The sequence below is a fragment of the Janthinobacterium sp. TND4EL3 genome, assembly GCF_900156175.1.
GTDB lineage: Bacteria > Pseudomonadota > Gammaproteobacteria > Burkholderiales > Burkholderiaceae_D > Janthinobacterium.
Genome location: NZ_FTMV01000001.1, coordinates 433539 through 455532, shown reverse-complemented (window position 1 = coordinate 455532; position 21994 = coordinate 433539). Strand labels below are relative to the sequence as shown.

Annotated in this window: 16 protein-coding genes and 1 tRNA gene; 4 read left to right on the top strand and 13 right to left on the bottom strand. The window is 59.0% G+C overall.

Annotated features, from left to right (window positions below; translation table 11 throughout):
- Positions 1-21: 21 nt before the first annotated feature.
- The 3 genes from BXA07_RS02070 to BXA07_RS02060 all read left to right on the top strand — a co-directional run bounded on the left by BXA07_RS02070 (position 22) and on the right by BXA07_RS02060 (position 4237).
- Positions 22-1188, top strand: a complete 1167-nt coding sequence (locus tag BXA07_RS02070) for an HPP family protein (protein ID WP_076565150.1) — start codon at positions 22-24, stop codon at positions 1186-1188.
- Positions 1185-2282, top strand: a complete 1098-nt coding sequence (locus tag BXA07_RS02065) for a M48 family metallopeptidase (protein ID WP_076565148.1) — start codon at positions 1185-1187, stop codon at positions 2280-2282. The genes BXA07_RS02070 and BXA07_RS02065 overlap by 4 nt, the downstream gene beginning before the upstream one ends.
- Positions 2283-2416: 134 nt before the next feature.
- On the top strand, positions 2417-4237 hold the full coding sequence (locus tag BXA07_RS02060) for a DUF885 domain-containing protein (protein WP_076565147.1): 1821 nt from the start codon (positions 2417-2419) through the stop codon (positions 4235-4237).
- 71 nt (positions 4238-4308) lie between these two features.
- Here the strand turns inward: BXA07_RS02060 and BXA07_RS02055 are convergent, their stop codons facing one another.
- The 3 genes from BXA07_RS02055 to BXA07_RS02045 all read right to left on the bottom strand — a co-directional run bounded on the left by BXA07_RS02055 (position 4309) and on the right by BXA07_RS02045 (position 6782).
- On the bottom strand, positions 4309-5148 hold the full coding sequence (locus tag BXA07_RS02055) for an HDOD domain-containing protein (protein ID WP_076565658.1): 840 nt from the start codon (positions 5146-5148) through the stop codon (positions 4309-4311).
- A 79-nt stretch (positions 5149-5227) separates the two neighbouring features.
- Positions 5228-5860 carry a transcriptional regulator gene (locus BXA07_RS02050; protein WP_076565145.1) on the bottom strand — a complete coding sequence of 211 codons (633 nt, stop codon included), beginning with the start codon at positions 5858-5860 and terminating at the stop codon, positions 5228-5230.
- Between the two features lie 286 nt (positions 5861-6146).
- Positions 6147-6782 carry a TetR/AcrR family transcriptional regulator C-terminal domain-containing protein gene (locus BXA07_RS02045; protein ID WP_076565143.1) on the bottom strand — a complete coding sequence of 212 codons (636 nt, stop codon included), beginning with the start codon at positions 6780-6782 and terminating at the stop codon, positions 6147-6149.
- Positions 6783-6862: 80 nt separating this feature from the next.
- Between BXA07_RS02045 and BXA07_RS02040 the strand changes: the two genes are divergently transcribed.
- Positions 6863-8302 carry an FAD-dependent monooxygenase gene (locus BXA07_RS02040; protein ID WP_076565142.1) on the top strand — a complete coding sequence of 480 codons (1440 nt, stop codon included), beginning with the start codon at positions 6863-6865 and terminating at the stop codon, positions 8300-8302.
- Positions 8303-8370: 68 nt separating this feature from the next.
- Here BXA07_RS02040 and rpoC read toward each other — a convergent pair whose 3' ends face one another.
- From rpoC to tuf, 10 genes are all read right to left on the bottom strand, one after another.
- Entirely contained in the window at positions 8371-12612 is a 4242-nt protein-coding gene (rpoC, locus tag BXA07_RS02035) for a DNA-directed RNA polymerase subunit beta' (protein ID WP_076565140.1), read from the bottom strand.
- 109 nt (positions 12613-12721) lie between these two features.
- On the bottom strand, positions 12722-16828 hold the full coding sequence (gene rpoB / locus BXA07_RS02030) for a DNA-directed RNA polymerase subunit beta (protein WP_076565138.1): 4107 nt from the start codon (positions 16826-16828) through the stop codon (positions 12722-12724).
- A gap of 244 nt (positions 16829-17072) precedes the next feature.
- Positions 17073-17447 carry a 50S ribosomal protein L7/L12 gene (gene rplL / locus BXA07_RS02025; RefSeq protein WP_076565137.1) on the bottom strand — a complete coding sequence of 125 codons (375 nt, stop codon included), beginning with the start codon at positions 17445-17447 and terminating at the stop codon, positions 17073-17075.
- 67 nt (positions 17448-17514) lie between these two features.
- Positions 17515-18051 carry a 50S ribosomal protein L10 gene (gene rplJ / locus BXA07_RS02020; RefSeq protein WP_076565656.1) on the bottom strand — a complete coding sequence of 179 codons (537 nt, stop codon included), beginning with the start codon at positions 18049-18051 and terminating at the stop codon, positions 17515-17517.
- A gap of 319 nt (positions 18052-18370) precedes the next feature.
- On the bottom strand, positions 18371-19066 hold the full coding sequence (rplA, locus tag BXA07_RS02015) for a 50S ribosomal protein L1 (protein ID WP_034753134.1): 696 nt from the start codon (positions 19064-19066) through the stop codon (positions 18371-18373).
- The gene (gene rplK, locus BXA07_RS02010; protein WP_034753131.1) at positions 19066-19500 is read right to left on the bottom strand and encodes a 50S ribosomal protein L11; all 435 of its coding nucleotides are present in this window, start codon (positions 19498-19500) and stop codon (positions 19066-19068) included. Before rplK ends, rplA begins: the two co-directional genes overlap by 1 nt.
- A 115-nt stretch (positions 19501-19615) precedes the next feature.
- Positions 19616-20242, bottom strand: coding sequence for a transcription termination/antitermination protein NusG (nusG, locus tag BXA07_RS02005; protein ID WP_076565135.1), 627 nt, complete (start codon positions 20240-20242; stop codon positions 19616-19618).
- Complete coding sequence (gene secE, locus BXA07_RS02000; protein ID WP_010394308.1) at positions 20242-20625, bottom strand: preprotein translocase subunit SecE; 384 nt, start codon at positions 20623-20625, stop codon at positions 20242-20244. The genes nusG and secE overlap by 1 nt, the downstream gene beginning before the upstream one ends.
- A 32-nt stretch (positions 20626-20657) precedes the next feature.
- Positions 20658-20733: transfer RNA gene (locus BXA07_RS01995), tRNA-Trp, on the bottom strand.
- Between the two features lie 66 nt (positions 20734-20799).
- The gene (tuf, locus tag BXA07_RS01990) at positions 20800-21990 is read right to left on the bottom strand and encodes an elongation factor Tu (RefSeq protein WP_076565134.1); all 1191 of its coding nucleotides are present in this window, start codon (positions 21988-21990) and stop codon (positions 20800-20802) included.
- Positions 21991-21994 lie beyond the last annotated feature (4 nt).

Here is a 21994-nt window from a genome sequence, read left to right as displayed (position 1 = left end):
GGCCCGAACGCGCCCTCCTCCATGACGACTTCTTTCCTGGCACGCTGGCTGCCGCAACCGAACAACGGCAGCCGCCGCGAACAATTGCGCGCCTGCGCGGGCGCCATCTGCGGCTTGCTGCTGACGGGACTCATCTGCCATTTCCTGCTGGCCCCCGACAGCGCCAGCGTGTACCTGATCGCGCCCATGGGCGCCTCCGCCGTGCTGCTGTTCTGCCTGCCGGCCAGCCCGCTGGCACAGCCGTGGTCGGTAGTGGGCGGCAACGTCGTCTCCGGCCTCGTGGGCATGGCCTGCGTCAAGTGGCTGGGACCCAGCGTGGGCGTGGCGGCACTGGCTGCCTGCCTGGCCATCGGCGCCATGTTCGCGCTGCGCTGTTTGCATCCGCCGGGTGGCGCCGTGGCCTTGACCACCGTCGTCGGCGGCGCCAGCGTGCACGCGGCCGGCTTTGAGTTCGTCTTCATCACCGTGCTGTTCAATTCGGCCGTGCTGGTCGCCTGCGCCGTGCTGTACAACAATCTGACGGGGCGCCGCTACCCGCACGTCCAGCAACTGGCCGCGCCGCATCCGCACGATACAAAGGATGAGGTGCCCAGCAAGCGCCTGGGCTTTTCACCGGACGACCTCGATGCCGTCTTGCGCCAGCATGGCGAAGTACTCGATATCAGCCGCGATGATCTGCAAGCCATTTTCCTGCAAACGGAAATGCGCGCCTACCAGCGCCGCTTCGGCGTCGTCACCTGCGCCGACATCATGTCGAAGGACGTGCTCAGCGTGGAATTCGGCACGCCGCTCGATGCGGCCTGGCGCACCATGCGCGAGCACGATGTGGGTGCGTTACCCGTTGTGAACCGGGCGCGCCGTGTCATCGGCATCATCACGCAGACGGATTTCCTGCGCCACGGCGGGCTCGACGATTACCAGGGCATGCGCCAGCGCCTGCGCAGCCTGCTGCAGCGCAGCGGCCTCTCCCATGACGACAAGCCGGAAGCGGTGGGCCAGCTGATGACGCCATCGCCGCACACGGCGCGCCTGGGCACGCCCATCATCGACCTGGTGCCGCTGATGGCCGATGCCGGCTATCACCACATCCCCATCCTCGACGATGCAGAACGCCTGGCCGGCATCATCAGCCAGTCCGACCTGATGGCGGCCCTGTACGAAAGCCGCTTTGCCGAAGCCGCGGCATGACGCCCTTCCAGGCGCTGCTGACCGGCCCCGACGGCGGCTCCGCCGGGACTGCCGTCAGCGCGCGTTTTTTTGATGGACAACTGCTCGTCGATGCCCTCCGCGCCACCGTTGATATTACGCAACTGGTCGTCAGCGTGGGCGGTATCGACGGGCCGGAACTGTTCCTGAACTGGCTCGACGGCCAAGGCCGGCAAGCGTCGCTCAAACCGCTGACAGCGGACGACATCGCCGTCGTGTTAAAAGAAGCGCCGGCCGCGCTGCAACCGCAACTGCAGCGCCTGTGGGGCGAGCGCCAGCGCAACCGGCGGCAAGTATCGGGCTGGCTGGCCGGCTTGACGGGCGCTGCCGTCGTCGCCACCGCGCTGCTTTGGTGGCAAGGTGGCAACGCCATCGGCGCGCTGGCGGGGCTGATACCGTTGTCGACGGAGAAGCAGCTGGGTGAACTGGCGCTGTCGCAAGTGCGCGCGCAAGGCGGCATCACCGAGAATGGTGCGGCGCAGCAAACCGTGCGGGACATCGGCCGGCGCCTGACAGCCGGTTCACGCTACCAGTACCGCTGGCTGGTCAAGAACGACGACACGGTCAATGCGTTTGCCATGCCGGGCGGCATCATCGTTGTGCACACGGGTTTGCTGCGCCAGGCGGCCGATCCTGGCGAACTGGCGGGCGTGCTCGCGCATGAAGTGCAACACGTGGAGCAGCGCCATTCGCTGCGGCAGATGATCAGCAGCCTGGGCTGGGGCGCCCTGGTCGGCGTGACCATCGGCGACATCAGCGCCGTGGCCGCCATGCTGGCGCACCAGGCCGGCACCCTGTATTTCAGCCGCGACATGGAGGAAGAGGCGGACCGGCTCGGTTTGCTTGCCTTGCAGCGCGCGCAGATCCGTCCCGACGGCATGTTGCGCTTTTTCCAGAAGCTCGACGACAAGGACAAGACCGCGCCGCCGGGCTGGCTGTCCTCGCACCCGCAAACGACGGCCCGCGCGCAACAGCTGCGCAGCCTGATCGCCGCCACGCCCTGCCCCGCCTGCCAACCATTACATAGCAGCGACTGGCAGCAGATGAAAGCCGCCTTGCCCGCCTCAACAAAATAGCAACATTCCCCTCGTACAATTTATCCAAACGCACCGGGCATTGGCGTATGCTTACGCCCCGGCTGCTCCATCGCGACCGGCCACCCCGACCCCCAACGCCTCCGTTCATTCCCTCCTTACAAAGGATATCGCGCATGAAGCATCGTTTTGCCGCCGGCACCCTCGGCACCCTGGCCATCTCCCTGTTACTCGCCCATGCACCGATGGCGCAAGCGGCCCAGCCCGCTGCCAAGGCAAGCGTCGCACCGGCCGTGAGTGCCCCCAAAGCCAAACAGCAACTGCAGGTGCTGGCCGACCAGTACTACGATGCACTGGCCCGTTTCGAGCCGATCAATGCCACCGAAAGCGGCGACAACCGTTTTGACGACCAGCTCGGCTCAGCCATCGTGCCCGCCGCACGCGCAAAACAGTTCACCCTGTACCGCCAATACCAGAAAACCCTGCGCAGCATTGCCCGCGGGCAACTGTCGCACCAGGACCAGATCAATTACGATATCCTCGACTATGAATTGGCCACGGCCCTGAGCTTCGAGCGCTTCCCCGAATATCTGCTGCCTTTGAACCAGATGGACAGCATGCCCGTCACCCTGGCCAATTATGCGGGCGGCGAGGCCTCCCAGCCTTTGACCACGGTCAAGGAGTACGACGCTTACCTGAGCCGTATCGGCCAATTGCCGGGCTGGATAGACCAGGCCATCGCCAACATGAAGGTCGGCATGCAAAAGGGCATCGTGCTGCCGAAGGCACTGACGGAATCGGCGCTGCCGCAATTCAAGAAACTCGTCAGCGCCACGCCGCAGGACAGCGTCTATTACACGCCCATCAAGAAGCTGCCCGCCAGCTTTTCCGATGCGGACAAGGCGCGCCTGACGCAAACATACACCGTCATCATCGAAGCCAAGCTGATGCCGGCCCTGCAGCGCCTGGCCACGTTCATGGAACGCGACTACCTGCCGGCCAGCCGCAGCAGCAGCGGCTGGAGCGCCCTGCCCGATGGCGCCAGCTGGTACCAGGCGCGCGTGGCCAGCAGCACCACCACGGACTTGAAGCCGGAACAGATCCACGCCATCGGCTTGCGTGAAGTGGCGCGCATCCAGGAGCAATATGCGATCGTGGGTCCGAAGATGGGCTACAACGGCCCGGCCGCGGGCTTGCCCGTGTGGGTGTCGCAGCAGGAGAAATTCCGCCCGTTCAAGACGGAGCAGGAAGTGCTCGACGTTTACCGCAAGCTGAACGTATTGCTCGACAGCAAATTACCGGCCCTGTTCACCCTGGTGCCGAAAGCGCCGCTGGACTTGCGCCTGGAACCTGAACTGAGCCGCGACACGGCCGCCGACCACTACACGGCGCCGGCCGCCGACGGTTCGCGCCCCGGCGTATTCTGGTCCGTCGTCACCGATCCAAAACTGTATGGCGACACGGGCATGACTACCTTGTTCCTGCATGAAGGCAAGCCGGGTCACCATTTCCACCTGGCGCTGGTGCAAGAGATGGACTTGCCAAACTTCCGCCGTTTCGGCGGCAACAATGCCTTTGCGGAAGGCTGGGCCCTGTATGCGGAGACCCTGGGCAAGGAAATGGGCCTGTTTGACGACCCGGCCCAGTATTTCGGTCACTTGAACGACGAGATGCTGCGCGCCGTGCGCCTGGTGGTCGACACGGGCTTGCATACCAAGGGCTGGACGCGCGAGCAGACCATCAAGTACATGCGCGACACCCTCGGCTATGACGCCGTGGCGAAAAGCGAAACGGAGCGCTACATGGCCTGGCCGGGCCAGGCCCTGGGCTACAAGATCGGCTCGCTGAAGATCGTCGAACTGCGCCAGCGCGCGCAAAAAGCCTTGGGCGACAAGTTCAGCCTGCCGAAGTTCCACGAAGTCGTGCTCGGCGACGGCACCCTGCCCCTGACACTGCTGGAAGCCAAGGTCGACCGGTGGATCGCACAGCAGAAGTAAAACGCCGCGCCGGAAGACAAAACGGCAGCTCCTGAACGGGCTGCCGTTTTTGTCGCCTGTCCGATGCGCGCTTACACCAGCAGCGCGGCGCTCATCGAACGCACTTCCTCGGCCGATTCGGCCAGGATGCTTTGCAGGGTGTCGTTGTCGATAATAAAGTCGATCACGGAATCAGAGGGCGTGAGCATTTCCACGAACGTCGCCTGCAAGGGCGAGGGCACGGGAGAGAGTTGTTTTGCCAACAATAAGGTATCGAGCAGCGAATCGGGCGGGATGGACAGCAAGCCGTCGCGCAAGCCCTCGATCGCTTCGCTGACGGCCAGCGGGATCAGCAGCTTCTTCATGACTTCGCGCGAAATGATTTCCTCGGCCGATTCCATCCAGTGATCGGCATCGTCGTCGAGCAAGCCCGGAAACTCGTCCGCGCGCGACAACAGGTAAAAACCGCCTACCTCATGCACGATGCCGGCGAACAGCGCCGTATCGGGATCGACGTGGGTGACCCGGCGGGCAATCACGTGCGCCAGCGCCGCCACGTGGGCAGTGTGTTCCCACAACTGGGTCGCTTTCTGGCGCAGGACGGGATCGATGATCTTGCTGCCGAACTGGCGCACCACCATGGCCGCCACCAGCGCATACAGATTCCGGTAACCCATGCGCATGACGGCGGCGCGCACGCTGGTGACGGGCGCCGCCTCGCCGCGGCTATAGACGGCCGAGTTGGCCAGCGCCACCGTGCGCGCAGCCAGCAATGGCTCGGCCAATACCAGCTTGATGGCGTGATCGATATGGCAGTCCGGCTCCGCCAATGCCAATTGCAATTGCAACGCGGAATTAACACTGGTAGGAAAAGTTAATTCTCCCCGCACTGCCTGCGAAACGATCAAGCCAAATGCCTGCAATTTATTCATCATACGATCAACCCGCCTCAGATATTATTCCAACAAACAACTTTACCTTATATCAGAAATGGATTATCCGCTCTGGTCTTTATAAAGCGGATGGCAAACCATTTGCCTGCCATGACTGATCCGCCAATTCCAGCGCAGGTAAAACCGATTCATCGCCAATCACAAACAGTTTCGGCTGCTGTAATACTTGCAGCAGGAATGGTTGCCCCTCGCGCAAGCGGCGCCGATAATCCGACAGCGTATAGAGATTGGGATTGATTTTACGCCGTAAGGTTCGCTCGGCCGGGGCCAATCGCGTCAACAGATCACCATAATTGGCGTCTTCTCCCACCAGCAGCAAGTCGATGGCACTGCCTGGCAAATCCTGTCCCTTCGCCGTGGCGCCAGACACAAAGGCCAGTTGCAATTGCGCACGCAGAGGCGCCAAGGTCATGCTGAGCACGCCGACGATGCCAAAGGTCTTCTGCACCAGTCCGCTCAATTCCGGATACACGAGGCTTTCCTTGTTCGGCCAAAAGCGGCGCACGTTGCCGATGCGCTCGGACGTGATCAACCCAGACTCATGCAAACGGCGCAGCTCCCGTTGCGCCGAAGCGCTGCCGAGGCCCGTCAGGCGCATGATCTCGTTCAGGTGAAAGCCTTCATTCACGCGGACAAACAGCAATCCCAGCAGTTTCTGCTGAGCGGGAGTAAACAGGGCTTGGGCAATCATGCGCCAAATCTTAGCATGAATAAACTGATAATTGGCGTGGCACGACCGTAGCCACACATTTGCGCAACACGCACGTCGGCGGCCACCGGTATCGGCCATGCCGCTTGCACGCCGCGGTGCCGTGCAAGCTGGCACGCCCCACGATGGCGCCGATGAAGGACATGAGTGCGAGTGCCCACTATCAAATGAAGGAGGAAGCAGTCGATATACGGACAAGGCACTGCATGAATTGAACAGGCTCGACATTAAAAGAGTGCCGATGCTGGATAAATTAATTACCCAAGACTCAATCCATATTAATTTTCACCTGCAGGCCGATAATAATCAGATCGAGGCCTGCGTTAAAACGGTCATCGATGTCCGCATCAAAAATGGCGTCCATAGAAGCGAGCACATGTGGATAATGATCGGCCGCCATGGCTGCAAAATCGGCACGTCGATTCGATAATGCATTCATGGCAGCGCTGCCCGGTCCAGCGCCTTGCGCTTCCATGACAAAACCGAGCACATAATATAGCAGCGTAAATGCGCTCCAGCTGGCCAGTTTTTCCGATGCCCCGGCAGCACGCATGGGGCCGATTAATGCTTCCGCCACGCGAAACACGTTTTCCGATATCACATAGGTGCCGCCAAAGACACGCACGCCATCGCGGCGCGCCGACAGCGCCGCGCGCATTTGCGCCGCTACCTGGCGCAGCCGCGTTTCCCAGCCAGCATCCGCATCGACGCTCCTGGCCACATCGTCGATCAGCACGTCAGCCATACCATCGAGCAGTGCTTGCTTGTTCGAAAAATGCCAGTACAGCGAAGCGGCCTTGATACCCATCGCATCGGCTAGGCGGCGCATCGTCAAGCCTTCGATACCTACTTCATCGAGCAGATCGAGCGCCCTGGCCACCACGGCTTCACGTTGAATTTTCATTTTTTCTTCATTTTCCTTGAAACTCTAACGTCGTTAGTTTACCATTTTGCACAGACTAACAACGTTAGATTGAGAGCAGCATGCACAACAACGATATTGAAGTCATCATCGTGGGCGCCGGTCCCGTCGGCCTGACCTTGGCCTGCGAACTGCGCCTGGCAGGCATCCGCGTAGCCGTCCTCGAACGGCGGCAGGAACGCAGCAGGCATTCACGCGCGCTGACCATCCACGGCCGCACGCTGGAAATGCTGGGTTTGCGGGGGCTGGACCAGCGCTTTGTTGCGCTGGGCAAGTGCATCTCCAGCGGCCATTACGCGGGCCTCGATACCCGGCTCGATTTTTCCGGCTTCGACACGCCCCACCCCTATACCCTGTTCCTGCCGCAAGACACGACGGAACGCTTGCTGGAAGAACAGTTGCTGGAAGACGGCGTGGCGATTGCGCGCGGCGTACTCGTGGAACAGACGCAGCAGGATGACGATGGCGTCACGGTGGCCGGCACGCGCGACGGCGCCCCGTTCTGCCTGCGTGCCCGCTACCTGATCGGCGCCGATGGCGGCCGCAGCCTGGTGCGCCAGCAGGCAGGCATCGCCTTCGACGGCGTGGCGGCCACTTCCAGCATGCTCATGGGAGATGTACGGCTACGCCATCCGCCCGCGTCGCCCATGCTGTCGCTGACGAATGCGGCAGGCAGCCTGATGATCGTGCCGCTGGACCAAGGCCGCCACCGCGTCATTGCCATGAATGCGCGCCATCCCCACGCTGCGGCGGCGCAAGCGGCCACCGTGGAGGAATTGGCGCAGGCCAGCACGGCCATCGCGGAACACGACTTTGGCCTGCATGATGCCAGTTGGCTGTCACGCTTCAGCGACGAAACACGGCTGGCCCGGCGCTACCGCCAGGGCCGCGTCTTCCTGGCCGGCGATGCCGCCCACATCCACATGCCGGCCGGCGGCCAGGGCATGAACGTGGGCATGCAGGACGCGATGAACCTGGGCTGGAAGCTGGCAGGCGTGCTCAAGGGCTATGCAGCGGATAGCCTGCTCGACAGCTACCATGCGGAGCGTCATCCCGTCGGCGTGTCCTTGCAACACAACACGCTGGCGCAAACGGCCATGCTGACGCGCTTTGACGCGCGCACCCTGGCCCTGCGCGCTACCATCAGCGACATGCTGGCGCAGCCGGACGTGAACCGGGCGCTGGCCAGCGAACTGTCCGGCTTCGGCCTGCGCTATCCCGCCCCGCTTGGGGCCAATGCCGGCCACGCAGATTGGACGGGCCGGCGCGTGCCCGACTGGCTGCTGCGCCTGACCGACGGTACGGCCGTGGGCATCCATGAACTGCTGCACGCGGGAAAATGGCTGCGGCTGACCGTTGGTGATGCCGGCCACGCGGCACAGCCCTACCATTTCGATGCGGCCTGGCTCACGTCACTGACCATCAGACCAGGCTGCCCGCAACTGGCCGGCATCCGGAGCCTGCTGATCCGGCCAGACGGCTACGCGGACCACGCGGTCTGATTGACTTATCTCAAGACGAAAAAAAAACGGCACCCGAAGGTGCCGTTCTTGTCAGCTAGCAGCGCAGATTACGCTTCGTCGCCGTGGTGTTGCTGGATTTCGATGTCCTGCAGGGCTTCGGCAGCTTCGCCAGCCAGCGAGGCTTTCTCGGCCAGCAGCAGGGCTTGACGTTCTTCCACTTCCCACGCTTCTTTCTCTTTGCGTGCGCGGTGGAAGGCCAGGCCCGTACCGCCAGGGATCAGACGGCCGACGATGACGTTTTCCTTCAGGCCGCGCAGACCGTCGCGCTTGCCCATAATCGCCGCTTCCGTCAGCACGCGGGTGGTTTCCTGGAACGATGCGGCCGAGATGAACGAATCGGTCGACAGCGATGCCTTGGTAATACCCAGCAAGACGTTCTCGTAGGTCGCAGGAATCTTGTTCTCCGACGTGACGCGATCATTCTCGTCCAGCAGTTCCGAACGCTCTACCTGCTCGCCAACGATGTAGTTGGTGTCGCCGGCATTGACGATCTGTACGCGGCGCAGCATCTGACGCACGATCACTTCGATGTGCTTGTCATTGATCTTCACGCCTTGCAGACGGTACACGTCCTGCACTTCGTCAACGATGTAGCGAGCCAGCGCTTCGATACCCAGCAGGCGCAGGATGTCTTGCGGATCGGCCGGGCCGTCCACGATCATCTCGCCCTTGTTCACGACTTGGCCGTCATGCACCAGCACTTGTTTGTCCTTGGTGATCAAGAACTCATGCTTGTTGCCGTCCATGTCCGTGATTTCCAGACGCTGCTTGCCCTTGGTTTCTTTACCGAACGCAACCGTACCCGTGACTTCTGCCAGCATACCGGCATCTTTCGGCGAGCGCGCTTCGAACAGTTCAGCAACGCGTGGCAGACCACCGGTAATATCGCGCGTTTTTTGCGATTCGGTAGGAATACGTGCCAGCACTTCACCGACCGATACCTGTTGACCGTCCTTGACCATGATCAGCGCGCCGACCTGGAAGCCGATCGCCACCGAGTGTTCGGTGCCGGCGATCTTGACTTCTTCGTTCGCGTCGTTGATCAGCTTGACTTGCGGACGCAGGGTCTTGGTCAGCGAACCGCGACGTTTCGCATCGATCGCCACCAAGGTGGACAGACCGGTCACTTCGTCGACCTGACGGGCCACGGTGACGCCTTCTTCGACGTTCTCGAAACGCACTTGACCGGCGTATTCGGTAATGATCGGACGGGTCAGCGGATCCCACGTTGCCAGGGCCGTACCGGCCTTGATGACCATGCCGTCCTTGACGATCAGGGTCGCGCCGTACGGTACTTTATGACGCTCACGCTCACGGCCATGGTCGTCGGTGATCAGCACTTCGCCGGAACGGGAAATGACAATTTGCGCGCCCTTGCCGTTCGTCACGTAACGCATGGTTGCCGTGAAGCGGATGGTACCGTTCGACTTGGCTTCCACCGACGATGCCACTGCCGCACGCGATGCCGCACCACCAATGTGGAAGGTACGCATGGTCAGCTGGGTACCAGGCTCACCGATCGACTGCGCAGCCACCACACCGACGGCTTCGCCGGCGTTGACCAGCATGCCGCGGCCCAGGTCGCGGCCATAGCACTTGGCGCACAGGCCGAAGCGCGTGTCGCAAGTCAGTGGCGTACGCACCTTGACTTCATCGATGGACAGACGCTCGATCTCTTCGACCATGTCTTCGTCCATCAGGGTACCAGCGTCATACAGGGTTTCCTGGGTTTCAGGATTGACGACGTCATGCACCACCACGCGGCCGAGGATACGGTCACGCAACGGTTCGATGACTTCACCACCTTCAACCAGGGCCTTCATGACGGTACCGTTCATGGTGCCGCAATCGTCCTCGATCACCACCAAGTCTTGCGTCACGTCAACCAGACGACGCGTCAGGTAACCGGAGTTAGCCGTTTTCAGCGCCGTATCGGCCAGACCTTTACGAGCGCCGTGGGTCGAAATGAAGTACTGCAACACGTTCAGGCCTTCGCGGAAGTTCGCGGTAATCGGCGTTTCGATAATCGAACCATCCGGTTTCGCCATCAGACCACGCATACCGGCCAACTGGCGAATCTGGGCTGCGGAACCGCGCGCGCCGGAGTCGGCCATCATGTAAATGGCGTTGAACGATTCTTGCGTCGACTGGGTGCCGTCGCGGCGGACCACGTCTTCGACTTTGAGCTGGTCCATCATGGCCTTGCCGACTTCATCGGAGGTCTTGCCCCAGATATCGACGACCTTATTGTAACGCTCGCCGGCGGTCACGAGACCCGAGGCGTATTGCTGTTCGATCTGCTTGACTTCCGATTCGGCCGTCGCGATCAGGGTCACTTTTTGAGGCGGTACCAGCATGTCGTCGACGCAGATCGAGATACCGGCGCGTGTCGCCAGGCGGAAACCCGATTGCATCAGTTTGTCTGCAAACACCACGGTGGCGCGCAGGCCGCACTTGCGGAACGACGTGTTGATCAGCTTGGAAATTTCTTTCTTTTTCAGCGCGCGGTTCAGGACGGAGAACGGCAGGCCTTTCGGCAGAATTTCCGACAGGATCGCACGGCCGATCGTCGTTTCGTAACGCGTTACCGTTTTTTCGAATTCGCCCGTTTCGGCGTTTTTCGGGTATTCGGTAATACGCACGGTGACGCGGGTCGTCAGTTCGACTTCCTTGTTGTCGTAGGCGCGGATCACTTCCGACACGTCAGGGAACATCATCCCTTCGTTCTTCGCGTTGATCGCTTCGCGGGTCGCGTAGTACAGACCCAGCACGATATCCTGCGACGGCACGATCGACGGTTCGCCGTTCGATGGGAACAGGATGTTGTTCGATGCCAGCATCAGGGTGCGTGCTTCCATCTGCGCTTCGATCGACAGAGGAACGTGGACCGCCATTTGGTCACCGTCAAAGTCGGCGTTGAATGCGGCGCAGACGAGCGGGTGCAACTGGATGGCCTTGCCTTCAATCAGGACTGGCTCGAAAGCCTGGATACCCAGGCGGTGCAAGGTTGGTGCACGGTTCAACATGATCGGATGTTCGCGAATCACGTCTTCCAGGATGTCCCATACGACCGGTTCCTGGATCTCGACCAGCTTTTTCGCCGCCTTGATCGTGGTAGCCAGACCCATCAGTTCCAGTTTATTGAAAATGAATGGCTTGAACAGTTCCAGCGCCATCAGTTTCGGCAAGCCGCACTGATGCAGTTTCAATTGCGGGCCCACGACGATGACCGAACGACCGGAGTAATCGACGCGTTTGCCCAGCAAGTTTTGACGGAAACGACCGCCTTTACCCTTGATCATCTCTGCCAGGGACTTCAGCGGACGCTTGTTGGCGCCGGTCATCGCTTTACCGCGACGGCCGTTGTCCAGCAGCGAATCGACCGCTTCCTGCAGCATGCGCTTTTCGTTGCGCGTGATGATCTCTGGAGCGCGCAGCTCCATCAGTCGTTTCAGACGGTTGTTACGGTTGATGACGCGGCGATACAGATCGTTCAGATCCGAGGTCGCGAAACGGCCGCCATCCAGCGGGACCAGCGGACGCAATTCCGGCGGCAGCACCGGCAGCACTTCCATGATCATCCAGTCAGGCTTGATGCCCGAACGTTGGAACGCTTCCAGCACTTTCAGGCGCTTCGCGTATTTCTTGATCTTGGCTTCGGATTTCGATTCCTTCAGTTCCACGCGCAGGGTTTCGGCATCGCGGTGGATGTCGATCGAACGCAGCAGTTCACGGATACCTTCGGCGCCCATGAAGGCGGTGAAGTCGTCGCCGTACTCTTCGTACTTGGCGGCGTAGTCGTCTTCCGACATGATCTGGCACTTCTTCAGCGGGGTCATGCCTGGATCGGTCACGACGTATGCTTCAAAGTACAGCACGCGTTCGATGTCCCGCAGGGTCATGTCCAGGACCATGCCCAGACGCGACGGCAGCGACTTCAGGAACCAGATGTGCGCGGTCGGCGAGGCCAGCTCAATGTGGCCCATGCGCTCGCGGCGCACCTTGGCCAGCGTGACTTCGACGCCGCACTTTTCGCAGATCACGCCGCGGTGTTTCAGGCGCTTGTACTTGCCGCACAGGCATTCGTAATCCTTGATCGGGCCAAAGATCTTGGCGCAGAACAGGCCGTCGCGCTCAGGCTTGAAGGTACGGTAGTTGATGGTTTCCGGCTTCTTGACTTCGCCGTAGGACCACGAACGGATTTTCTCAGGCGAAGCGAGACCGATCTTGATTGCATCGAAGGTCTCGTTGGTCTGTACTTGCTTGAATAGATCGAGCAGTGCTTTCATGTATCACTCCAGAGGTGATTAAATTTCTATATTCCTGAGACTACATTGCCCGGCGTGGTTTCCCAGCCGGGCTTTGTGTTTCCCAAACCAAATGACAGGGTGCTGTCGTTTAGTTGCGTTCGAGGTCGATATCGATACCCAGCGAACGGATTTCCTTGACCAGCACGTTGAACGATTCCGGCATGCCGGCGTCGATCACGTGGTCGCCCTTGACGAGGTTCTCGTACACTTTGGTACGGCCATTCACGTCATCGGACTTGACGGTCAACATCTCTTGCAAGACATACGACGCGCCATACGCTTCCAGTGCCCAGACTTCCATCTCACCGAAACGCTGACCACCGAACTGGGCTTTACCACCCAGCGGCTGCTGCGTCACCAGAGAGTAAGGACCGGTCGAACGCGCATGCATCTTGTCATCGACCAAGTGATGCAGTTTCAGCATGTGCATGACGCCGACAGTGACCTTGCGCTCGAACGCTTCACCGGTGCGACCGTCATACATGGTCACCTGGTTCTTCGACGCGGTCATGCCCAGGTTCTTGGCGATGTCGTCCGGATACGCCAGGTCCAGCATGCGGCGGATCTCTTCTTCATTCGCGCCGTCGAACACTGGCGTGGCGAACGGAACACCTTTTTTCAGGTTTTCCGCCAGCTTCATGATCTCTTCGTCGTCGAAGTTATCCAACTCTTCCGCACGGCCGTTGTCGTTGTAGATCGTCGTCAGGTACTTGCGCACTTGCTCGACCTTGGTTTGCGCCTTCAGCATTTCGCCGATGCGGATACCCAGACCCTTGGCAGCCCAGCCCAAGTGAGTCTCGAGAATCTGACCAACGTTCATCCGCGAAGGAACGCCCAGCGGGTTCAGCACAACGTCGGCTGGCGTGCCGTCGGCCATGTATGGCATGTCTTCCACAGGAACAATACGGGAAACCACACCCTTGTTACCGTGGCGACCGGCCATCTTGTCGCCCGACTGCAGGCGGCGTTTCACGGCCAGGTACACCTTGACCATTTTTTGCACGCCCGGTTGCAGCTCATCGCCTTGCGTCAGTTTCTTGCGCTTCTCTTCGAAGGCCAGATCGAACTGGTGACGCTTCTCGTTGATCGATTCCTTGATCGCTTCCAGCGCTACCGCTGCATCGTCGTCCGCAGGGCGGATGTCGAACCAGTGGTATTTGTCCAGATCGGCCAGGTATTCCTTGGTGATCTTGGCGCCTTTGGCCAGCTTTTTCGGGCCGCCGTTGACAACTTTGCCGATCAGCATTTTTTCCAGACGCTGGAAGGCATCGCCTTCCACGATACGCATCTGGTCGTTCAAGTCCAGACGGAAGCGTTTCAGTTCGTCATCGATAATTTGCTGGGCACGCTTGTCGCGCACGATGCCTTCACGGGTGAAGACTTGCACGTCGATCACGGTACCGATCATGCCCGAAGGCACGCGCAGCGAGGTGTCTTTCACGTCCGAGGCTTTTTCGCCGAAGATCGCGCGCAGCAGCTTCTCTTCCGGGGTCAGCTGCGTTTCGCCTTTTGGCGTCACTTTACCAACCAGGGTATCGCCCGCTTGTACTTCCGCGCCGATGTAGACGATACCGGATTCATCCAGACGAGCCAGCTGGTTTTCAGCCAGGTTCGAAATGTCGCGCGTAATTTCTTCCGCGCCCAGTTTCGTGTCACGGGCCACCACCGACAACTCTTCGATGTGAATCGAGGTGTAGCGGTCGTCCTTGACGACGTTTTCCGAGATCAGGATCGAATCCTCGAAGTTCAGACCATTCCATGGCATGAACGCCACGGTCATGTTCTGGCCCAGCGCCAATTCACCCAGGTCGGTCGATGCGCCGTCGGCGATCACGTCGCGCTTGGCAACACGGTCGCCCACTTGCACGATAGGACGCTGGTTGATGTTGGTGTTCTGGTTCGAACGGGTGTACTTGATCAGGTTGTAGATGTCGACGCCCACTTCACCGGCTTGCGCTTCGTCATCGTTAACACGAATCACCACACGGCCTGCATCGATGTAATCGACGATACCGCCACGCAAGGCTTGCACGGTGGTGCCCGAGTCGACCGCAACGGTGCGTTCGATACCGGTACCGACCAGCGCTTTTTCCGGACGCAAGCAAGGCACGGCCTGGCGTTGCATGTTGGCACCCATCAATGCGCGGTTCGCATCATCGTGTTCGAGGAACGGAATCAGCGAGGCTGCGACGGAAACGATCTGGCCTGGCGCCACGTCCATGTACTGGATGCGCTCCGGGGAGACCAGGATGGTTTCGCCGGCTTCACGGGCCGAGACCAGTTCATCGGACAGCATGCCTTCGTCGTTGATGGTCGCATTCGCCTGAGCGATGATGTAGCGGCCTTCTTCGATGGCGGACAGGTAGTCGATCTGATCGGTAATCTTGGAGCCTTCGACCTTGCGGTACGGGGTTTCCAGGAAGCCGTATTCATTCAGGCGGGCATACAGAGCCAGCGAGTTGATCAGACCAATGTTCGGACCTTCCGGTGTCTCGATCGGGCAGACGCGGCCGTAGTGGGTCGGATGCACGTCGCGCACTTCAAAGCCGGCGCGTTCGCGTGTCAGACCGCCGGGTCCCAGAGCCGATACGCGGCGCTTGTGGGTAATTTCCGACAGAGGATTGGTTTGGTCCATGAACTGCGACAGTTGGGACGAACCGAAGAACTCGCGAATCGCAGCCGAAATCGGCTTCGAGTTGATCAGGTCGTGCGGCATCAGGTTGTCCGCTTCGGCTTGGCCGAGGCGTTCCTTGACGGCGCGCTCAACACGCACCAGGCCGGCACGGAATTGATTCTCGGCCAGTTCGCCCACGCAACGTACGCGACGGTTACCCAGGTGATCGATATCGTCGACTTCGCCGCGGCCATTGCGCAGTTCCACCAGGATCTTGATCACGGCCAGCACGTCTTCGTTCGACAGGGTCATGGCGCCGGTCAGTTCATCGCGGCCAATGCGGCGGTTGAACTTCATGCGGCCCACGGCCGACAGGTCGTAGCGGTCCGAGTTGTAGAACAGGCCATTGAACAGCGCTTCAACGGAATCTTCCGTCGGCGGTTCGCCTGGACGCATCATGCGGTAGATCGCCACTTTCGCAGCCATCTGGTCGGCGGTATCGTCGATACGCAGGGTCTGCGAGATGTAGGCGCCCTGATCCAGGTCGTTCGTGTACAAGGTCTGGATTTCGGACACGTTGGCATCGCGCAGGCGGCCCAACAGGTCTTCCGTCAGCTCATCGTTCGCGGATGCAACGACTTCGCCGGTGTCGCCATCGACGATGTTCTTCGCCAATACGCGGCCCAGCAGATAGTCTTCCGGTACGGAAATGTGCTTGATGCCGGCAGCTTCGATATCACGCACGTGCTTGGCGTTGATACGCTTGTCTTTCAAGACCAGGGTCTTGCCCGACTTGTCGACGATGTCGAAACGCGCCACTTCGCCGCGCAGACGCTCGGAGACGAATTCCATTTCCGCGCCTTCGGAGCGCAGGTTGAAATTGTCGAAGACGAAGAAGTTCGCCAGGATTTGCTCATGCGACATGCCGATGGCTTTGAGCAGGATCGTTACTGGCATCTTGCGGCGGCGGTCGACGCGGAAGAACAGGATGTCTTTCGGGTCGAACTCGAAGTCCAGCCACGAACCGCGGTAAGGAATGATACGCGCGGAGAACAGCAATTTACCGGACGAGTGAGTCTTGCCGCGGTCGTGCTCGAAGAACACGCCAGGCGAACGGTGCAGCTGGGAAACGATAACCCGCTCAGTGCCGTTGATCACGAAGGAACCGGTGGTCGTCATGAGCGGCAATTCGCCCATGTAGACTTCCTGTTCTTTCATTTCCTTGACGACTGGCTTGGTTGGCGATTCCTTGTCCAGGATCACCAGACGCACCTTCGCGCGCAGCGGCGACGCGAACGTCAGACCACGTTGTTGACATTCTTTGACGTCAAAGGCAGGATCACCGAGAACGTACGACAAGAATTCGAGACGCGCAAAACCATTGTGCGAAACGATAGGGAAAATTGAAGTGAAAGCCGACTGCAGGCCATCATTCTTGCGGCCGGACGGTGCTATGTCCTCTTGCAAGAAGCTATGATAAGACTCGAGCTGGGTCGCCAGCAGGAACGGAACGTGGTGAACGTTGGCGCGCTTCGCGAATGATTTGCGAATGCGTTTCTTCTCAGTAAATGAGTAGTGCATGGACACTCCGTGAGTGACAGAAAGGATAGAAAATTCAGGTTTTGCAAGTGTTCGTTTGCACCGCTGCGTGTGACACAGACGAAACCTCAAGGCTCTGCTTTCCGGCTTGAATCGAATAAAAACTGCTGCTACAAATACATGACAAATACGATGCAGACGACAAAGGAGCCAAAGTCGGATTTCCCCCCTTGCGAGGGGAAACCTCAGACTTTGACTCGGGCGCTAACTGCCGCCGGTACAGATATTACTTGATCGAAGCGGTTGCGCCGGCTTCTACCAGTTTCTTCTGTGCAGCTTCAGCGTCAGCTTTCGAAACGCCTTCTTTCACAGTTTTTGGTGCGCCATCGACCAGGTCTTTAGCTTCTTTCAAGCCCAGGCCGGTGATTTCGCGAACTGCTTTAATGACGCCAACTTTGTTTGCGCCGAAGGTGTCCAGAACAACGTTGAACTCGGTTTGCTCTTCAACAGCTGCACCAGCTGCTGCGCCGCCGGCTGCTGGAGCAGCCATAGCTGCTGCCGACACGCCGAATTTTTCTTCGAATGCTTTAACCAGGTCGTTCAGGTCCATTACGGACATGGCGCTAACTGCTTCCAGGATATCGTCTTTGCTAATTGCCATTTTGAAACTCCTAAATTTATTACGTTAGTTACATCAGATTGGTACTGAGAGAAAAAAGTGCGCGCAATTAAGCGGCTGCTGGGGCTTCTTCTGCAACTGCTTCTGCAGGAGCGGCGCCTTCGCCTTTTTTCGCTGCCAGGGCAGCCAGACCACGTGCAAAGCCCGAAACCGGAGCCAGCATAACGCCCAACAACTGCGAAATGAGGACTTCACGGCTAGGAATGCTCGCCAACGCGGCGACGCCAGCTGTATCCAGCGGCTTGCCTGCGTAGTTACCTGCTTTGATGACCAGTTTGTCGTTGGTTTTAGCGAAGTCAGCGATGACTTTAGCTGCTGCAACGGCATCGGCCGAGATCGAGTAGATCAACGGGCCGGTCATGGCATCTGCCAGGCTGGCGAATGCGGTACCTTCAACGGAGCGACGAGCCAGAGTGTTTTTCAACACACGCAGGTACACGCCTTGGGCACGCGCTTTAGCACGCAGTTGCGTCAAGTGACCAACCTGGATGCCACGATATTCGGCCACGACGATCGTTTGCGCATTTGCTACTTGTGCGGAAACTTCGGCGACGACGGCCTTTTTGTCATTCAGATTGAGACTCACGGTCAACCTCCTTAAATGATGTTCGGCAATCACAACCGAGTGGTTGAGCGCCTTGCATCGGTTCGAACACGGCGTCCGAAGTCAAGAAGTACTAAACTGAGCGGATGGATTCACGCAGCATGAGGACTACAAAACTTGTTCGGGTACACCATCTGCGTTGGGCACCCCCCGTTGCCAGGGAGCCTATTAACCTTCTGCACATGTGGTCGCAGTCGGCCCAACGGTCTTTGATTGTCTGCCTGCCCGGTGCGAACACCGCGCAAGCAGCCCAAAGATGCGCCCGCAGCGCCCGAAGGCGCCACAGGACTTGATTCTTTACTTAAGCTGCCAGGCTAGCCTGGTCAACACGGACGCCAGCGCCCATGGTCGACGACAGCGAGACTTTGCGCAGGTACACGCCTTTGCTCGATGCTGGCTTGGCTTTGTTCAGGGCGTCGATCAGTGCGACCAGATTCGACTTCAGATCTGCGTCAGCGAACGATTTACGGCCGATCGTAGCGTGGATGATACCGGATTTGTCGGTACGGTACTGAACTTGACCAGCTTTCGCGTTTTTCACGGCGGTAGCGACGTCAGGAGTAACAGTGCCGACTTTCGGGTTAGGCATCATGCCGCGTGGGCCCAGGATCTGGCCCAGGGTACCAACGATACGCATGGTGTCTGGCGAAGCGATGACGATATCGAAAGGCATGTCGCCGGCTTTGATCTGCTCAGCCAGGTCTTCCATACCAACGATGTCGGCGCCGGCTGCTTTAGCAGCTTCCGCTTTTTCGCCCGACGCGAACACAGCAACGCGTACGGTCTTGCCGGTGCCAGCTGGCAGCACGACGGAGCCGCGCACCACTTGGTCGGATTTCTTAGGATCTACGCCCAGTTGTACCGATACGTCGATCGATTCATTGAACTTGGCCGTTGCGCACTCTTTGATCAGAGCGACAGCGTTGTCGAAAGCGTACACTTTGGTACGGTCGACTTTGGCTTTCAAAGCCTTGATACGTTTGGATAACTTAGCCATTATACAACACCTTCCACCGTGATACCAATCGAACGAGCGGAACCAGCGATGGTGCGTACAGCAGCATCCATGTCGGCAGCGGTCAGATCAGGGGTTTTCAATTTAGCGATTTCTTCAGCTTGTGCGCGGGTCAGCGTACCGACTTTGTCGGTATGTGGCTTCGGCGAACCTTTGGTGATCGCAGCAGCTTTTTTGATCAGGTAGGTTGCTGGAGGCGTCTTCATCACGAACGTGAAGGACTTGTCCGCAAACGCGGTGATCACCACTGGAATTGGCATGCCTGGCTCCAGACCTTGGGTCTGTGCATTGAAGGCTTTGCAGAATTCCATAATGTTCAGGCCACGTTGACCCAGAGCTGGACCGATTGGTGGGGATGGGTTTGCTTTACCAGCTGGCACTTGCAGCTTGATAAAACCAATGATTTTCTTTGCCATGATGGCTCCTATCTTGGATTGAGTAGTAGCGCCCCGCCGATCCTACCCTGGCGGGGCTCCTCTGACCGGATTTCGCTGAGACTGCCGCGACGCTCCTGGTGGCGCTTGATAATGCTTAAACTTTTTCGACCTGGCCGAATTCGAGTTCCACCGGAGTGGCACGACCAAAAATGGTGACCGAAACGCGCACTTTGGATTTCTCGTAGTTGACTTCTTCGACATTGCCGTTGAAGTCGGTAAACGGACCATCCTTGATGCGCACTTGCTCGCCCACTTCGTACAAGGTCTTCGGACGGGGCTTTTCAACACCTTCCTGCATCTGGCGCATGATGGCATCGATTTCGCGCGCGGAGATCGGCGTCGGCTTGTTCGATTTGCCACCGATGAAACCGGTAACCTTGCTGGTATTCTTGACCAAGTGCCAGCTCTCGTCCGTCATTTCCATTTCAACCAGCACATAGCCAGGATAGAAACGACGTTCGGTGACGGACTTTACGCCATTCTTGACTTCGACCACTTCTTCGATCGGCACCAGGATCTGGCCAAACTGGTCTTGCATGCCCGCGCGCTCGATGCGCTCGGTCAGTGCGCGCATGACGCTCTTTTCCATGCCGGAATAAGCATGCACGACATACCAGCGCTTGCTGCTCACTGGCACGCTCAGCGCTGCACCAGTATCCGCTACCGGAGCGTCGCCCGGAACGGATTCGTCCGCCGCTTCATCATGCACATTTTCGCTCATTATTTTTTCCAACCAAGAATTACGTCATACAACAAAAACTCAAGCAATTTATCCGTGCCCCACAGGAAAATCGCCATTACCAGCACAAAGGCAAACACAATCGCAGTAATCTGCGTGGCTTCTTTGCGGGTAGGCCAAACGACTTTCTTGGTCTCGCGCACAGCTTCTTTGGCGAAATTCAGGAATTCACGGCCGGTCGTCGAGACATACAAGAGCGCAACAGCAATAACCAAACCAGCCACAAGCGCGCTTGCACGCACCAGAGCTGGTTGGCCTGCCAGGTAATAAAACCCGACTACTCCTGCAATCGCAGCCACTATTGCCAGCGCGACTTTTATCTTGTCACTCGACGTGCTAACGGTTTGCACGGATTGATTTGACATTTTTCTACTTTCGGTGCCCTGCACCTTGACGGTGGCAGGGACGGAGGGCATCGAACCCCCAACCTTCGGTTTTGGAGACCGACGCTCTGCCAATTGAGCTACGTCCCTACGTAAAACTTTCGAGGAGTGCTATTCTACCACCCAGGACGCCCCGGGTGGAAGCATAACATTTCCTTATGCGAGGATTTTTGCAACCACGCCGGCGCCGACGGTACGACCGCCTTCACGGATAGCGAAGCGCAGACCTTCTTCCATCGCGATCGGGTTGATCAGCTTGACGGTGATCGACACGTTATCGCCTGGCATGACCATTTCTTTGTCTGCTGGCAACTCGATCGAACCAGTCACGTCCGTCGTGCGGAAGTAGAACTGTGGACGATAGTTGTTGAAGAATGGCGTATGACGGCCGCCTTCGTCTTTCGACAGAACATAGATCTCGCCGGTGAAGTGGGCGTGCGGCTTGATCGAACCTGGCTTGGCCAGAACTTGACCACGTTGCACGTCTTCACGCTTGGTGCCGCGCAGCAGCAGACCAACGTTGTCGCCTGCTTGACCTTGGTCCAGCAGCTTGCGGAACATTTCCACGCCGGTGCAAGTCGTCTTGACGGTATCGGTGATGCCGACGATTTCGATCTCTTCGCCGACTTTGATGATGCCGCGCTCGATACGACCGGTTACCACGGTACCGCGACCCGAGATCGAGAACACGTCTTCCACTGGCATCAGGAATGCACCGTCAACAGCGCGCTCTGGCGTTGGAATGTACGCATCCAGGGCATCGGCCAGACGCAGAACTGCTTCCACGCCCATTTCGCCTTCGGCGCCTTCCAGAGCCATACGTGCCGAACCCTTGATGATTGGCAGGTCGTCGCCTGGGAAGTCGTATTTCGACAACAGCTCGCGCACTTCCATTTCAACCAGTTCCAGCAGTTCTGCATCGTCAACCAGGTCGCACTTGTTCAGGAACACGATGATGTATGGAACGCCAACTTGGCGGGCCAGCAGGATGTGTTCGCGGGTCTGTGGCATTGGGCCGTCAGCTGCGGAGCACACCAGGATCGCGCCGTCCATCTGCGCGGCACCGGTAATCATGTTCTTGATGTAGTCGGCGTGGCCTGGGCAGTCAACGTGAGCGTAGTGACGGGTAGCCGTTTCGTACTCAACGTGGGCGGTGTTAATCGTGATACCGCGCGCTTTTTCTTCTGGAGCTGCATCGATCTGGTCGTATGCTTTGGCTTCGCCGCCGAATTTCTTCGACAGAACCGTTGCGATTGCAGCGGTCAGCGTGGTTTTACCGTGGTCGACGTGGCCGATGGTGCCGACGTTGACGTGCGGCTTGGTCCGTTCGAATTTACCTTTTGCCATTTTG

Excerpts from the sequence above, each read along its gene's own strand:
- rplL (WP_076565137.1), bottom strand. The coding sequence starts at position 17,447 with ATGGCAATTAGCAAAGACGATATCCTGGAAGCAGTTAGCGCCATGTCC.
- nusG (WP_076565135.1), bottom strand. The coding sequence starts at position 20,242 with ATGAGCGAAAATGTGCATGATGAAGCGGCGGACGAATCCGTTCCGGGC.
- secE (WP_010394308.1), bottom strand. The coding sequence starts at position 20,625 with ATGTCAAATCAATCCGTGCAAACCGTTAGCACGTCGAGTGACAAGATA.
- rplA (WP_034753134.1), bottom strand. The coding sequence starts at position 19,066 with ATGGCTAAGTTATCCAAACGTATCAAGGCTTTGAAAGCCAAAGTCGAC.
- BXA07_RS02065 (WP_076565148.1), top strand. The coding sequence starts at position 1,185 with ATGACGCCCTTCCAGGCGCTGCTGACCGGCCCCGACGGCGGCTCCGCC.
- BXA07_RS02070 (WP_076565150.1), top strand. The coding sequence starts at position 22 with ATGACGACTTCTTTCCTGGCACGCTGGCTGCCGCAACCGAACAACGGC.
- BXA07_RS02055 (WP_076565658.1), bottom strand. The coding sequence starts at position 5,148 with ATGAATAAATTGCAGGCATTTGGCTTGATCGTTTCGCAGGCAGTGCGG.
- rplK (WP_034753131.1), bottom strand. The coding sequence starts at position 19,500 with ATGGCAAAGAAAATCATTGGTTTTATCAAGCTGCAAGTGCCAGCTGGT.
- rpoB (WP_076565138.1), bottom strand. The coding sequence starts at position 16,828 with ATGCACTACTCATTTACTGAGAAGAAACGCATTCGCAAATCATTCGCG.
- BXA07_RS02050 (WP_076565145.1), bottom strand. The coding sequence starts at position 5,860 with ATGATTGCCCAAGCCCTGTTTACTCCCGCTCAGCAGAAACTGCTGGGA.
- BXA07_RS02060 (WP_076565147.1), top strand. The coding sequence starts at position 2,417 with ATGAAGCATCGTTTTGCCGCCGGCACCCTCGGCACCCTGGCCATCTCC.
- BXA07_RS02045 (WP_076565143.1), bottom strand. The coding sequence starts at position 6,782 with ATGAAAATTCAACGTGAAGCCGTGGTGGCCAGGGCGCTCGATCTGCTC.
- BXA07_RS02040 (WP_076565142.1), top strand. The coding sequence starts at position 6,863 with ATGCACAACAACGATATTGAAGTCATCATCGTGGGCGCCGGTCCCGTC.
- tuf (WP_076565134.1), bottom strand. The coding sequence starts at position 21,990 with ATGGCAAAAGGTAAATTCGAACGGACCAAGCCGCACGTCAACGTCGGC.
- rpoC (WP_076565140.1), bottom strand. The coding sequence starts at position 12,612 with ATGAAAGCACTGCTCGATCTATTCAAGCAAGTACAGACCAACGAGACC.